We start from the raw sequence: 14,264 nt of genomic DNA, 5'->3' as shown, positions 1-14,264 counted from the left end.
GCCTACCCTAATTTATAGCAGTTCCAGACAATGCTGCATTATGGTTATGGTTAGGCGTCGTCCGCTTAAGCGTAGGCCTCAAAATTTCATCCACAGCGCGGAGCACCTTGTCCACCGGAGCTCGAAGCGCACCGTATGTTTCGCGATTCGCATTTTTTTCTTCAACAGCAACACACCTCTGGCCCAGTTCCACGGCCAGGAAGGGAGAACAGCGTCCTTTCGGTGGCGGCAAAATCCATTCCCCTTGTTCTACGGTATCGGGCCTGTTCTCCGGATGGATCGTCACACTCGGCACTCCAAACAACCCCGCCCACCAGAAACCACTCCCAATGGGGCCTACGCAGAGGTCGGCCGCACCGTACTGGGACAGGACGTCCAGAAGTGGCGCATCGAAGAGCAGTGTTACGTTTTTCCGCCGTGCGGCCAAATTCCGAAAAGGCTCGCAGGCTGAGTCATTTGTACCCACGGCATGCAAAACAAAATGGGCTGGGATGTAATGTCTCTCGATATACCCGATGACCTGCTGCACATTTTCAAACAGGGGTTCCCAGCACCGGTTGTGGGTTCGTATCACAAAAACCACCCGCATGGCGTTGCTGCCGCTGTCAGATATCTTTCGCCCCGAAAGTCCTGTGATGCGTGCGCACATTTTTTCCAGATACCGGCATCCATTGATGGTATGAGGCCAGCAGGGATGGACCTTGGGATTTACCAATGGAAGCCCCCTTCCACAAAGCCAGGACGTAATATCAGCCGAATCGGATGGGGTCCTTGTCACCCTCGCGACACGATGGCCGGGAAGAATTTTTAAAAGCGGCTCATACCATCTGGCCTTTTCACTGACAAGAATATCCAGCCTCCCATCGACGCCGGATGCATCCATGGCCTCACACAGTAAAAAAGCACCGGCAAGGTCTTCAAAAATGATGTGCCCGGGGTTGAATTCGCCGCGTCCGAAAAGAACCGGTATCGTATCGTTGGGGAGTTGCTGTTTTCTGGTCTCACGCCCCTGAAAAATCCCCCGAAGGCATACCGCCAGATTCCGCCTGAAATCCTCAAACATGCGAACCAGAAATTCCTGCCGTGCATACCGGTGCCCGTGGTGGAAAAGGGTGTTTGTCGCGGGGTCATACACGGCCTTGTCAAATGCCCACTCCCGAAAGGGCCGGAAATAATAGAACGGGTGACAGCATTCGTACTCGAAGTATTCCGACATGCTCGATACGGGCCCCCTGCCGACGGCATGGACGATCCGACCGCATTTCGGGCAGGGCAGGGGTAAATTTCCCCGGGTGAACAGGTATCTTTCCTCAGGGTAGGCAGCAATCCGAAAAGGCGCCAGCGATTGCTCTGCCGGCAATACGGGAGAGAGAATCTCTTTCTCCGAAGGTATTTCCCTTGAATCAGCAAACCGTTCATAATCATCGAATGCGATCAGAAGATCCCCCGGGTAACCACTTTCCCCACCTCCGGGACCGATGCAGACGCATTGTGTTGTTCCCGGCTGGTGAACGCCGCCGACCGCCAACTTGCCGGGAAATCCAAGAGCCGACAGGGAATCAAGATCCAGGGCACCCTCAGCGTTTAAATCCCAACCTGGCACATCCGGAAGAGAGTGTGTCAATGCCTTTGCCAGCAGCATCTTTTTTTACTTCCTCTCTAAAAAATCTCTATTCAAAGCTGCCTGTTTACCGCTCATCAAACTTTGATCGCTCCACAAATAATCCCATTTTCCAAACCGCCCGCAATATATTATTCCCACTTCGTCGAGATAGGAATGGATTGTCCTCAACGCATTCGTCCTCGAGTGTTCGAACAGAACATTCGCATAGCGGATACATCGACAATCCGAGGCAATTACGGCATTCCGATCCAGTATGTTGAGTTCCGACCCTTTTGCAACGACATGATCGACAAGGTCATCCCCGGTAAGGTCCAACTTCCTGTGTTTTGAAAAATGAATTTCAAATTGCAAAGAACTGCATCCGGCTGGCACATTTTGGGGAGATTTGAGCCCGGGTGATGAGCAGCGTGCCGGTAAAAAATCCTCGTCGTAGATATAAAACCACAAATAAGGCGGAATCGTGTTGCCTTTCAACCCCAATGATACGAGGGCGCTTGACGTTGCCGTCAGCTTGGCGCCGGCTTCGGCAACGGATGCGGGGGCATCTTCAATCAACCCGATCAGCTCCGGCAAAGGGATGCTCGATATCAAGGATTCATAATGGACCTCCCGACCGTCCTCAAACAGTACTTTCCTGTTCCGAAGATCAATGCAAACCGCCCTGCTGTCTAGTCCGATCTCGCAGCCATTTGCCATCCGCGACAAAAACGACCGGTACCCGCCCTTAACGGGATAGCGCATTTCATCCGCATAATAGGTATTGGGCGTTTCCGGCGTCATTGCCCCGGCAAGGACTTCTTCGAGCTCCGGACGGTACATTTTCTCCCCGACCCAGGACGGTTCAAGATCGCGGGCGTCCACGGTCCAGTATTTCCGGGTATACGCCATTGGGAAATGCTCCGCGAAATAATTGCCGTACTGGGCGCGGAGCCACATCTCGTAATCCCGGATATTATCCCGCGGGTTGTCGTTCTCCACGAAATCTTTAATCACCCTGACCTTCTCGGAGACACTCAGCGGGCACAGGTTGTTCTGCGCAGGATGTTTGATCCAGATGTGTTTATAGAGGTTGCCGATGCGGGGGGCATGGGAATGGAAAGTTGAGCTCTTGCCGAACAATTCCCGGACATAATCGTCCTTTGTAAAGGAGAGATGGATACCGTGATCAAACCTGAATCCATCCACTTCGAAGCTGTCGCAAAGCCCGCCCCACCGGGCGCTTTTCTCATATACAACCGCTTCCCGGCCGGCCAATCCGAGATGGTAGGCCGCTGAAAGGCCCGCAATGCCTGCGCCCAGTACGACAATCATCCGTTTCCACCATGCCGGTGTACGAAATCCCGGATCACACGGATCATGTAATCGAGTGATTCCCGGCCCATCCCGGGATACAGGCCGATCCAGAAGCTGTCATTCATGACACGGTCCGTGTTTGTGAGTTTTTCCACGACACGGTAATCGCGGCCTTCGGACAAATCGGAGAAAGCGGGCTGACGGACCATATTCCCCCCAAATAGATTCCGCGTCTGAATTCGATGCTTTTCAAGGAATAAAACGATATCATTCCGGCTGAATTGGCAATCTTCCCGCAGGGTCATCAAAAACCCGAACCACGATGGGTCGCTCTCCTTCGTTGCAACCGGCAGAATGAAGAACGGGTCGAGATCCCTCAACCCGGCAAAAAGAATTTTAAAGTTTGCCCTCCGTTTCTCAATGAAGCCCGGCAGCTTGGAAAGCTGTGCGCATCCAATGGACGCCTGAAGATCCGTCGCCTTGAGGTTGAAGCCGAAATGACTGTAGACATATTTATGGTCGTATCCGTAGGGAAGCGTCCCATGTTGTCCCGAGAAACGTCTACCGCACGTGTTGTCCACTCCGCTCCCGCAGCAGCAATCCCGGCCCCAGTCGCGCAGGGAAAGCATTATTTTTTTAAGATCGGGGTTGTCAGTATAAACGGCGCCGCCTTCGCCCGTCGTTATGTGGTGCGCCGGATAAAAACTGCTGGTGCCGATATCCCCCCAGGTCCCGGTGAGTCTGCCGTCGTACAGGCTGCCGAGGGCATCGCAATTGTCTTCAATCAGCCACAGGCCATTGCGGTCGCAGAAGTCCTTGACAGCCCTCAGGTCAAACGGATTGCCCAGGGTATGGGCAAGCATCACCGCCTTTGTCTTCGGGGAGAGCGCCTGATCGAGGTCGTTCACCCTGACATTCGCCGTCTCGACCTCAATGTCGATGAACACCGGAACCGCGCCAAACTGAACAATGGGCGATATCGTTGTGGGAAAACCGGCCGCCACGGTGATGACCTCATCCCCCCGTTTGATGCGTCTGTCCCCCAGAAGCGGTGAGGTCAGGGCCATGAACGCCAGCAGGTTCGCTGACGAACCGGAATTTACCAGCAGGCTCCACCGCGTTCCCAAATAGTCGGATAAGGCCTTTTCAAACTGAACGGCATAGCGGCCATGGGTAAGCCAGAACTCCAGGGCTGAGTCCACCAGGGCAACCAGTTCATCCTCATCAAACACCCGCCCCGCATAATTTATGCGGGTCTCCCCCGGCTTGAATGGCGCCGCGTCCTGGCCAAAGGCACATTCAAAATAGCGCCGGGTCTTCTCCTGTATCTCTTCTCTGAGTTTTAACGTCTCATCCATTTTGATCCCGACCCAATGAATCTATCAACCGCTCGACACCCTCTTTGAGATCGACCCTCGGAAACCACCCAATGTCCTTCACGGCGCTTTCAATGGGCGCCACCGCATGAAAAATATCCCTTGGGCGGTAGGCCCGTTTGCCCCAAGACACATTCGCTTTTTTACCTGAAACATTCTGTATGATTTCAGCCAGTTTCCTTATACGGGTCCCCTTTCCGGTGCCGATATGGTATTCGGAAACGCCGGGCCTGATGACATGACGGTTTTCCAGCAGTTTGCAGTAAAAATCGACCAGATCATCAATGTAGATAAAATCAAGAATTTGCTCCCCATCCGTCATGTCTACAGGTTTTTCGGACAGGGTCGAATCAATCAGGTAGTCCATTACCTTTTTCCCCGTGCCGCCGGGCCCGTAGATCGTATAGGGAACCACATGTACAACCCGCCAGCCATTCTTCCCGCCAAAATATTCGACAAGATGTCTTGCCGCCGTTTTGGTGGCGGAGTAAAAATAGGCAGGTTCAAGGGAGCCATCCCCATGACTGTACTCGGAAAAACTCCCCGTATTGATGATCAGGCCTACGTCTGTTTGCTCCAGGGCACCGCACAACCGGGCTGAAAAAGCGATATTCGCCTCCAAAAGTCCTTCAACCGTTTCCCTGTCATCATTGCTGGTCAGATATCCCGCAAGGTGAATTGCCGCCCGGGGGTTGAAATCACGAACATCTTTCACGTAAGCAAAAGATTGTGGTTCATATTCTATCAATGTGGCGTTCAGGCCATAAGACGAAACCAGTCTGCCCATTTTCCGCCCCAGCAGTGCACACTCATACCCCTTTTTCAGCAGTTCAGGTATCAGATGCTTGCCGACAAACCCGGTGGCGCCGGTAATCAGTATCTTCATATGATCAGATCAATCAGCGAAAGGTGATATAAAATCTTTGAACATGGGAAATTGGCTGTCGCGATCGGAAAGTGTCGGATCCTTTTCCGGCCAATCCATGCCGAAAGAATCAAAATGGATCCCGGAGTCGTGTTCGGGAGCGTGCATAGTGGTCTGCAGATAAGTTACGACGGCATGGTCGGACAGTGCGCAAAACCCGTGCGCACATCCGCGCGGCACATAGACGGCGCACCGGTTGTCTTCATTGATGTCAAACGCGACGAATCGTCCGTATGTCGGAGTTCCTCTTCTGATGTCCAATACCACATCAACAATAGCGCCCGAAATGACGTAAACAAGCTTTGCATGGTCCGCAGGCGGCGCCTGGAAATGCATCCCCCGGATGACGCCCTTCCGGGAAATGGAATAATAGGACTCCTGGAATTGATCCTCAATGCCGGCCCCGTGAAAAGCCTCCTGATGGAATATCTTCACAAAAGCCCCCCGGCGATCCTCCAGAATTCTATTCTCAATGAAAACCACACCCGGTATGCCGCATTCCGTAAATTTCAATTTTTCACCCATTCGATGCCGTCTTTTTCTGCATCGGCCACATACTGGGCGATATCATTCATGCTGTTGACGATGCCTTTATCGTAGTAATCGCCATACCATTTCACTGTTTTATCAACAGCTGTAGAACTATCCCAGACGCCCTTCCAGCGAAGTTTGGTGTTCGCTTTCGAGCAGTCAAGCTTCAGTGAATCCGCTTCATGAAGGGCCTTCTCGCACTGACGTACCTCGTAGTCCATGCCCGGGCAGCAATTCCTGCATCGCTCCGCAAGCTCTCCCACGGTAACTTCGGTTTCATCCTTCGGCCCTAAATTCCAGGAATCTGCGTACACTGCGTTTCCCTGCAGCAACATCTGCCCGAGTTGAAGATAACCGCTGAGCGGTTCCAGGATATGCTGCCAAGGTCTGGTGGCATTCGGATTGCGGATAATGGCCTTTTCCCGGTTTGCCAGGGCTCTGATTAAATCCGGCACCAAACGATCCTCGGCCCAGTCACCACCGCCGATCACATTTCCGGCCCGTGCACTGGCAAGGAGAATACGTCGGTCGTCCGGGCAGTCGGAAGTAAAAAAAGACTTGCGATAAGCCCCGGTAATCAGCTCCGAACATCCCTTAGACGCGCTGTAAGGGTCAAATCCGCCCATGGCGTCATTCTCTTTGTAACCCCGGGCCCACTCCCGGTTTTCATAGCACTTGTCGCTCGTGACATTGATAATGGCCGTCACAGAAGCTGTCTTGCGGCATGCCTCCAGCACATTGACCGTACCCATAATATTTGTTTCGAAGGTTTCTCTTGGAATTTTATAGGACCTTCGAACCAATGGCTGGGCGGCCAGGTGGAAAACAATCTCGGGCTGCCGTCTTTCCATAACGCCGGCAAATGCCTCCGGATCACGCACATCACCGATAAGGGATTCGACGGGGAGTCCGAGCAATTCATAATGACTTGGGGACGTATCGGGGGGCAGTGCATAGCCTGTAACTTCCGCGCCCAACTCATTCAACCAGAGCGATAACCAAGACCCCTTGAAACCTGTATGTCCGGTTACAAGAACTCTCTTTTTGTCATATATGCCGCCGAAAAGCGTTTTCATCCCCAGACCTTCCATGGCGCGCCGCGACCTTTGGATATCCGGTCAAAGTAGAGTTCCTTGTCATCTGCCCGGCCTGCCCACAGATTGTTCAATAACTGGAGATCCCGATAGGTATCCATGCATTGCCAGAAACCCGGGTGCCGGTAAACCATCAGCTCACCATCCGCCGCCAACCTTTCGAGGGGTTTGCCTTCAAAGATGCAATCATCTTCTTCAGTAAGGTAGCTGAACACCCTTGTATCGAGAATAAAAAAACCTCCATTGACAAGACCTTCTTTGGTCTGGGGCTTTTCACCAAACTTTGAAACCTCATCTCCATTGGTCTCCAATTCTCCGAACCTCGAGGCGGGCCTCACGCCGGTAACGGTTACGATTCTGCCGTGGGACTTGTGGAATTTCACCAAATCTTGAATATCGATATCGGCAAGACCATCCCCGTAGGTGACCATGAACAGGTCTCCGTCAATATACTTTTCAATTTTTTTTATTCTGGCACCGGTCATGGCTTTTTCTCCGGTATCGGCCAGAGTGACCTGCCAGCCTGTCTCTTCGTGATTGTTGTGGGAGGTCACAACCCCACTGTCCAGCTCGATCGTGAAATCCGTATTCATCGCCTCGTAGTTTAAAAAATAGTCTTTTATAACTTCCCCTCTGTAACCGAGGCACAAAACGAAGTCTTTAAATCCATAATGACTATAGATTTTCATGATATGCCACAGGATCGGTTTACCGCCAACGTTTATCATGGGTTTGGGCTTCGTCTCTGTTTCTTCTCTCAGACGTGTCCCCATCCCCCCGCATAAAATTATTACATTCATCGCATCCCCCAAATACACCTACCAGGTTGCCATATTATCGTTTATAGGACCTTATGATAACCCGCACTCTTTTTTTGCTTTCTCGAAATAATGACTGAGCACCGAATAATACGGACAGCTGCAGGAAACGGCGTTGCAGATCTTCATCATTGTATCCGGCGGATGCATCTCCTTATAGATATTTCCATAGGTATGGTTTAAAAAGGATGTGCATTTGGAAATCGTTCCGTCCCTGGCCACCCAGAACACGTTATAACCGGCATTGCAGTAATGGTTTCTGACCCCGGTTGCCACGGAAGCTTCCCACTTTCCGGCGTAGACTTCTTCGTCGAACAGCATCCGCCGGTGGGCTTCGGAATATCCTTCAGGATAGGCCCTTCCCTCCCAATGCCCGATAAACGGCGTTGCCTTCAGTTCTACCCCCATATCCCGAATCCGCTCAAAATCCGATTCGATTCTGTTCAGGAGACGGGGGTGTGCCACGTAGTTCGCCGTAATGGGAAAACCGGCCTCACGTAACATGCGAAAAGATCGTGCGAACTGTTCGAAAGACGATCTCCTTTCTCTTTCCTCGACATGAAACGAAGCATCAATGCCTGTAATCCGTGATGGATCCACCTCCTCGATCATCCTCGCAATAACCTTAGAACGAGAGAGGTTGGTGGAGAGGAACAGATAATGATTCCGGGTTAGCAAACGAAGCAAGTCAACGAAATTGGTTAAAAGTGTCGGTTCCCCGCCCACCAGGTTAATCTCATACACCCGGCCGGTGGCGTCCAGCACCTGTTTCACCCGCTTGGCGTCCACCGCCTCCGGCGGCTCACTGATCCCTGATGGGGATGCCAAACAATAATCACATCGGTAATTGCATGCGCTGATCACATCCCATATAAGATGCACATCGTAGTGGAGAGAAGAGTGACGATTCATCGGATCCCTCCTCGGTTATTGTCAATGAACGGCCAATTGAGCTGCCTTCGCAAACTCGAGTCATCAAAATCGGACACCATCAACGGATAGTGAATCCGGCCTTTTGCATCTCGATAAACGCCCCCATTTTTGGCAAAACACCATGTATGGTTGCCTTCCAACTGATAGATGCCGGTTTCCCTCATGGAAGCCACAATGTTGACCGACCCCAAAAAGCTGCCGCCATAAGCCGCCGGGCGGTACAAGGGCTTGAAGTTTTCTTCAAATAGGTTCCCCATAGGCTTGTCCCCCTTGAAGTCGGGAGACCGCCAGACATCTCCTCGATCGTCTACCATCATATAGTTGACTCCAGCATAGGAAAGTTGACTGGCCGTTTTGGCTGAATGATCTTCGAAGTCATTGAGCATGTACCGCACTGTGAGACGATCACAAAAGCGGGCGACAAATCGTCTTTCTTCCTCGGTATAGCTCTGGGGATAGACGTTTCCCCGCCAATCCCCCCGAAATCGGCGAACATGAACGAAGAAGCCCAAAGCATCGCAGATAGCAAAAAAATCCTTAAATTTCTTCATTTGAGGCGGGTACATGACATAAATCACTGATGGTTCGACACCATGTGCTCTTAAAAAGGTCAACTTTTTGATAAAATCATCGCCATCGGTCTGCGAGGGATGGAAGGAGGCGTTAACTTGCATCCGGCCTTCTCGCACTATCCGGGTTTTCACAAAACGTTCTAATGGCATGGAAAGATTGGTGGTGATGTGTGCCTGCCAGGTGGGTTCAGACGCGATCATGTCCAGTATTTCATAGAACCCTTTTCCGGCCATAGGTTCCCCAAAGGCGAGATAGAAAACCAGGGGACTTGATCCGAAACGCCTTCGAAAGCCATCATGCCAACGACTGATTTGTCCATCGTAAGCATGTCCGGTGTTTACTTCCGATGTAACATAGCAATAGGGACAATTATAATTGCAAAAACAATATTCACCGTTGTAAGTCCAGACAATGACTGTCTGACTCAGGGGGACGATATCCATCAACTCGTCGACGATAACCTGTTCCCCCAGAGAATTGGGATGAATTTCATCGTAAAGCGCTTCTGAAATCGGATTGATTTTTTCACGGAACGCAGAAAACAGATCCACCACACGACATCCATTACGATTGGCGACATTCTCAATTTCACGGTTATAAAGGGGTATGGCCCCGCTGATTCCGGTCTCAAGATTGTTATCGGGAGTGATCGTCAACAAAAGCAGGCGAATGTCATTGCGTAGCAGCTGTTTGGCCATGCGGGACAAATTCTCTTTGAACCGATGCAAATCTATACCTTTTCGCCAGTCGTTCATTCCAAAGGCCATCAGAACAACCTGGGGACTTTCGGAAATCACCCGATCCAACCGTTTCAATCCTTGTACGGTAGTATCACTGACGACGCCCATATTGATGGTTTCGATGGATGAATCCGGATGCCGCTCTGCCATTCTAACGGCAAACAGCGGGGCCCACGCCTGGGTGATGCTATCACCAAAGCAGATGATCTTACATGGATTTTCCATATGCTGCTCGTTCATATGCGACCGCCTCGACAATCGCCTTCATGGCCAGGGATCGCTGTAAGGATTGTTGTCGGGAAAATGTTACCCTGGCTTCTCTGACCACCTTCTGACGAACGCTTTCCAGCCGTGCCAACCGCGCCATGTATCCATCCACATTCAATTGGTCGCTGCGAAGACAGAATTCGGACATGCCGATACCGGCCAGGAAATCTGCTGCCTTGCTGTATTGATAATCAATCATCAGGCAGGGTTTACCCAAGGTCCACATCAAAATAGCCGGGTGCATGCGTTCACATACGAGATAGTCCAGTCTGGCAATCAATGAGGCAACTCGCATTGGATCCGCATGAAAATCAACAATGGGAGCATGCTGATACTTAACCGGCAGCAAATCTCTCAGGTATCGCGCACCCATTGTGTCGGAATCGTATTCGTTTTCACAAAATGAAAAAAACACGGGGCAGGCATCGTAATATCTCAACACCTCCGGTATCAAACTGGCGAACCGGGCATAGGTTTCTGGGGCATCCAGATATCTTTCTTCAAAACCGGGTTGTTTCAGATGACGGATACAAATTCCGAGGAGGGGACGACCTGTACCCGATTCCAGTTCTTGGTATTTAACCCGATTCGTATCAAGCGGCCTGAATCCGATTGCCGGGTCCCCGATGACCGAAGCCGAAGATGTAATGTCCCACTTCCTCAACGCTGCTACGGTTAATGGCCCTCTCACACCTGCAACGACAGCCCTCTCAAAAATCGTTTTCATGGTACCCTGCCATTGACGGCAAGCCTCCGGGCCCATATCGCGAAATCCCGGGCCAAACACCGCAAGCGGAGCAGGGGTGGCGTCAATTTGAGGCCATATGTCGGCGGAATCGCAGCCGATGATAGTCCCTCCCCCAACAATCGCCAGGTGGCATTTTGTATCGGTGTCAAACTCGAGACGAAGCGATAGCTGATCAGCGCAATCCTGAAACAACCTACGAATACAATCGGCCATCAAATCATCTCCGGTGGCATTGAATCCATACCATCCGATGAGTTTGACCTTGAGTGCCCGGGAAAATGTCATATCAACTCGCATCGATGCGCAATGGGTTGAACCGCCATAACCTAGCAGACGATATCTATAATAACCGCAAAAGCCGCTCCACTTTCTTGCGGAATTCGCTTACTTTAATTGGTCCTCGGCAATTGCACGTGCTGCATGGCGCTGCGAGGTCACCGGATAGTAGCATCCGACGAATATTGACCAGATAGTCATGGTTCCAGATCTGCCATAAAAATTGCTCATCAGAAATATTGAAGAAATTGGCAGGGTCGGGATAACCGCAGGTCCTCGCCTTGCCGTTTTGAAGAATTTCCATTCGGGTCCAAGGGTCGATACAATCCAGGGTCTCACCGGCTCCGGGGGAGGTAAAGCATCCTTCACGGTCGACGCTATCGTTGTCATGCTTCAGGGCATGGGAAATGGCAAAATCGGGGATAAGGTCGACTCCATTTTTCGCCGCGGACCGAATGGATCGAAGTAAAAATTGACGGTGAGGGGTAAAATCATGCAAAATACTTTTGTTTTTTGCAAAGGCAGTCGTCTCCGCTAAGGAGTGCAAAAAAACAGTGGGGATTCCAAACCTGCTGGCAATGCGGCACACATCCGGCAATGTTTCCATACAATCCGTGCTACCGATGGCAATAAGCCGAGATACCCGGGGGGGAGCACAGGACGACTTGCCCTGCATCTGCTTTAGCTCGCCGAGCCCCCGAATGATCCTGTCGAAATTATTACCACGCATAAGTCGATTATATACCGATGCGGTGCCACCATGCATGGAAAGATGTATATGATTGAGGCCGGACACCGCCAGTCGATCGATATCATGAGTCAACACATACCCGTTGGTATTGAGCTCTGTTATCACACCTTGTTGGCTGTAGGCGGAAACGAATTCCCAAAAACTCGGATGCAATGAAGGCTCGCCATGTCCACAAAAATAGACCCGTTTCAATCCGAATCCATCCAAAGTAACAAGCTTATCAACTATCGACTGCGGCATATGACTTGTATTGGGGCCGCTATGTGGATAAGCACAGTACGCACAGGCCACATTGCATCGGCTGGTCGGTCCCACGCCCAAAGTATCCATACGATCCAGAAAAATGGCATCTTTAGGGCTATTTTTGCCATGGACATGGTGGCCACTCACCCCATCCGGCTTATGCCGCCCCGAAAACGCAAACCGGCAAAAAAGCCGGATCGGCGTTCGAAAATCCAGATGTTCCACCGTACACGGCAGGCTGTGGTGATCTTCCAAAATGTCAAAAGGATAATCCAGCGCTAAAGGCTTCTTATCTCTGGGAGGAAAGGGACAAAGGGGTAAGGCCGTCCCGTGATCAATCATTGCGAGCCTGTCCGTCACAGCCGGATGCGATTCAGCTCTACAGGCTCGATCATCCGTAGCGTTCTCCGACCCGGTTTCCAGGAAACTGCCATCTGACGATGCCAAGCCGATCGAATTGACATGGATATCCCACAGAGAGGCCCCATCGGGGTCTTCGATGAAAAAATCACACCAGTGGCAGCCAAGAAACAGTTCGGGAAAACCCCAAGTGGTAGTATCCGTCACCCGATGCCGCGATGCAATTAAGCCTCTAATTTTCTCCGCATGGCGAGTTGACAAGCCGGGGCCTGAAAGCAAAATATGGGCATCATGATATCGCGCCAACAACCCATCGATGTGATGTGCGATTTGTTTTACACGGTGAAACCAGTCATGAGAGGTAACATCTGTCCATATCCATATTACAGGGAAACAAGATAATATTTTATCCAGCCGTTCTTGCAGAACGGTGGAGCACTCTGCCTTTATGGCCTGATAGATCCTTTTTTGCATCGCCGAACTCACAGAGGTCGACGCATGTGGACGCAAACAAAACAAGTTCTGTTGCATCACGTGACCAAACAGGTCGGTGCTGGCACGTGCCAGGGAACGTGAAGCGAATTTTCTATGCACAAAGCCTTCGATCAAACGCGGATAGGCACAAAGAACATCATAGGGGCCGGTTAACCACAACGGATTGTTTTGGTTTTTTTTGTCATTGCAACTACATTCAATTGCAGCCAGTTGATAGGGCAATCCGCGTTCCGGTCGATCTCCAAACCCAATGGCCAAGGCAAGGTCTTTTTTATTATCACTTCGTTCAAACACTCTTGCCTCATCCCATTTAAATATGCAATATCGCTTGAGGGTATTGATCCAGCCGGTGTACTTATCTTTCTCCACCGTTGTCTTGCAAACCAATTCCAATCCAGCGTTACTGCCGAAAATCAGATTTTCGTCTGGCCAGAAAAGCCCGAGCGCTTCTACAGGGGTTCCGCCTAAAATGACATAAAAGGAGTTGACACAGCAGGTAAACTCAACAAAGACCGGAAGCTCGGGAGCCTGTCGGCCATCCAGTAATGGATAGCTCTTGTCACTCTTCAACAGATCTCCGCAATGTGGACACTGCCAGGCAAAATACCCCGACCGGTCCACACAGGAGACCCAATTCGGTTCTCTGCCAATCGCGCTGGCTCTGGGTGTGGATACAGCACGATCGACAGTTGCCGATTCTTTTTCTTCACGAACAAAATCTGAACATTGGATTCGTTTCCAATCAGCAAAACATTTTCCGACAATCTCTCTTTTGACGGGAATCGGTGATTTCTCTTCATGGAATTCATGCAAAACGGTTTGTGGCGCCACTGATCCAAGCACCTCCGGAAAGGAAAACACTTCAAATTGGTATGGTACATCGGGTGCAACCCACCCTTTCGGATCCTTTTCATCCAACAGGCAAATCTTTTCGATCCCATTTATTGCTGTTTCAGAGAAAGTCTCCGAGTGAAATTCGAAACTGAGAAGAACATCGATCTTTTCCGCGAGTGAAGCTAACTTAGGAAAACGTTTGAACCCCTGGTCGAACACCCCTTGCTCAGCATGAATGCCTACAATATCTAATCCCGAAAGCAGGCCTTTCAGATTTCGGTTGAACCGTCCGAATTCACCCGGCTGTATACCGATTCGCTTTCCCGCCAACTGCCTTTTGGTCAAATCAATACGACGAGCGAGCAACTCAACGATGGTCATGG

At 50.9% G+C, this 14,264-nt stretch carries 11 protein-coding genes; all 11 read right to left on the bottom strand.

Annotated elements, in window-relative coordinates; translation table 11 throughout:
- Positions 1–7: 7 nt before the first annotated feature.
- The 11 genes from DSCA_RS03255 to DSCA_RS03205 are packed head-to-tail and all read right to left on the bottom strand — an operon-like array spanning position 8 to position 14,262.
- Entirely contained in the window at positions 8–1,642 is a 1,635-nt protein-coding gene (locus DSCA_RS03255; protein WP_155315063.1) for a hypothetical protein, read from the bottom strand.
- A 6-nt stretch (positions 1,643–1,648) separates the two neighbouring features.
- A complete protein-coding gene (locus DSCA_RS03250) occupies positions 1,649–2,935 on the bottom strand; it encodes a protoporphyrinogen/coproporphyrinogen oxidase (protein WP_155315062.1) in 1,287 nt (428 codons plus the stop codon).
- The gene (gene rfbH / locus DSCA_RS03245; RefSeq protein ID WP_155315061.1) at positions 2,932–4,275 is read right to left on the bottom strand and encodes a lipopolysaccharide biosynthesis protein RfbH; all 1,344 of its coding nucleotides are present in this window, start codon (positions 4,273–4,275) and stop codon (positions 2,932–2,934) included. Before rfbH ends, DSCA_RS03250 begins: the two co-directional genes overlap by 4 nt.
- Positions 4,268–5,179: an NAD-dependent epimerase/dehydratase family protein gene (locus tag DSCA_RS03240; RefSeq protein WP_155315060.1), complete on the bottom strand. Its 912-nt coding sequence runs from the start codon at positions 5,177–5,179 to the stop codon at positions 4,268–4,270. The genes rfbH and DSCA_RS03240 overlap by 8 nt, the downstream gene beginning before the upstream one ends.
- A gap of 9 nt (positions 5,180–5,188) precedes the next feature.
- A complete protein-coding gene (gene rfbC / locus DSCA_RS03235) occupies positions 5,189–5,731 on the bottom strand; it encodes a dTDP-4-dehydrorhamnose 3,5-epimerase (RefSeq protein ID WP_197904731.1) in 543 nt (180 codons plus the stop codon).
- The gene (gene rfbG, locus DSCA_RS03230) at positions 5,728–6,825 is read right to left on the bottom strand and encodes a CDP-glucose 4,6-dehydratase (RefSeq protein ID WP_155315058.1); all 1,098 of its coding nucleotides are present in this window, start codon (positions 6,823–6,825) and stop codon (positions 5,728–5,730) included. The genes rfbC and rfbG overlap by 4 nt, the downstream gene beginning before the upstream one ends.
- Positions 6,822–7,643: a glucose-1-phosphate cytidylyltransferase gene (rfbF, locus tag DSCA_RS03225; RefSeq protein ID WP_155315057.1), complete on the bottom strand. Its 822-nt coding sequence runs from the start codon at positions 7,641–7,643 to the stop codon at positions 6,822–6,824. The genes rfbG and rfbF overlap by 4 nt, the downstream gene beginning before the upstream one ends.
- 51 nt (positions 7,644–7,694) lie before the next feature.
- Positions 7,695–8,573, bottom strand: a complete 879-nt coding sequence (locus DSCA_RS03220) for a radical SAM protein (RefSeq protein ID WP_155315056.1) — start codon at positions 8,571–8,573, stop codon at positions 7,695–7,697.
- Positions 8,570–10,147, bottom strand: a complete 1,578-nt coding sequence (locus tag DSCA_RS03215) for a GDSL-type esterase/lipase family protein (RefSeq protein WP_155315055.1) — start codon at positions 10,145–10,147, stop codon at positions 8,570–8,572. The genes DSCA_RS03220 and DSCA_RS03215 overlap by 4 nt, the downstream gene beginning before the upstream one ends.
- Positions 10,116–11,207, bottom strand: a complete 1,092-nt coding sequence (locus DSCA_RS03210) for a polysaccharide pyruvyl transferase family protein (protein ID WP_167527573.1) — start codon at positions 11,205–11,207, stop codon at positions 10,116–10,118. Before DSCA_RS03210 ends, DSCA_RS03215 begins: the two co-directional genes overlap by 32 nt.
- A 55-nt stretch (positions 11,208–11,262) precedes the next feature.
- Positions 11,263–14,262, bottom strand: coding sequence for a radical SAM/SPASM domain-containing protein (locus DSCA_RS03205; protein ID WP_155315053.1), 3,000 nt, complete (start codon positions 14,260–14,262; stop codon positions 11,263–11,265).
- Between the last annotated feature and the right edge of the window lie 2 nt (positions 14,263–14,264).

Source organism: Desulfosarcina alkanivorans, from assembly GCF_009688945.1.
Classification (GTDB): Bacteria; Desulfobacterota; Desulfobacteria; order Desulfobacterales; family Desulfosarcinaceae; genus Desulfosarcina; species Desulfosarcina alkanivorans.
Note: the sequence above shows the minus strand (reverse complement) of the source record. Positions and strands in the feature narration are given on the sequence as shown.

What these genes read in the sequence shown, in the direction of transcription:
- DSCA_RS03255 (WP_155315063.1), bottom strand. Translation starts at nt 1,642, where the DNA reads ATGCTGCTGGCAAAGGCATTGACACACTCTCTTCCGGATGTGCCAGGT.
- DSCA_RS03250 (WP_155315062.1), bottom strand. Translation starts at nt 2,935, where the DNA reads ATGATTGTCGTACTGGGCGCAGGCATTGCGGGCCTTTCAGCGGCCTAC.
- rfbH (WP_155315061.1), bottom strand. Translation starts at nt 4,275, where the DNA reads ATGGATGAGACGTTAAAACTCAGAGAAGAGATACAGGAGAAGACCCGG.
- DSCA_RS03240 (WP_155315060.1), bottom strand. Translation starts at nt 5,179, where the DNA reads ATGAAGATACTGATTACCGGCGCCACCGGGTTTGTCGGCAAGCATCTG.
- rfbG (WP_155315058.1), bottom strand. Translation starts at nt 6,825, where the DNA reads ATGAAAACGCTTTTCGGCGGCATATATGACAAAAAGAGAGTTCTTGTA.
- rfbF (WP_155315057.1), bottom strand. Translation starts at nt 7,643, where the DNA reads ATGAATGTAATAATTTTATGCGGGGGGATGGGGACACGTCTGAGAGAA.
- DSCA_RS03220 (WP_155315056.1), bottom strand. Translation starts at nt 8,573, where the DNA reads ATGAATCGTCACTCTTCTCTCCACTACGATGTGCATCTTATATGGGAT.
- DSCA_RS03215 (WP_155315055.1), bottom strand. Translation starts at nt 10,147, where the DNA reads ATGAACGAGCAGCATATGGAAAATCCATGTAAGATCATCTGCTTTGGT.
- DSCA_RS03210 (WP_167527573.1), bottom strand. Translation starts at nt 11,207, where the DNA reads ATGACATTTTCCCGGGCACTCAAGGTCAAACTCATCGGATGGTATGGA.
- DSCA_RS03205 (WP_155315053.1), bottom strand. Translation starts at nt 14,262, where the DNA reads ATGACCATCGTTGAGTTGCTCGCTCGTCGTATTGATTTGACCAAAAGG.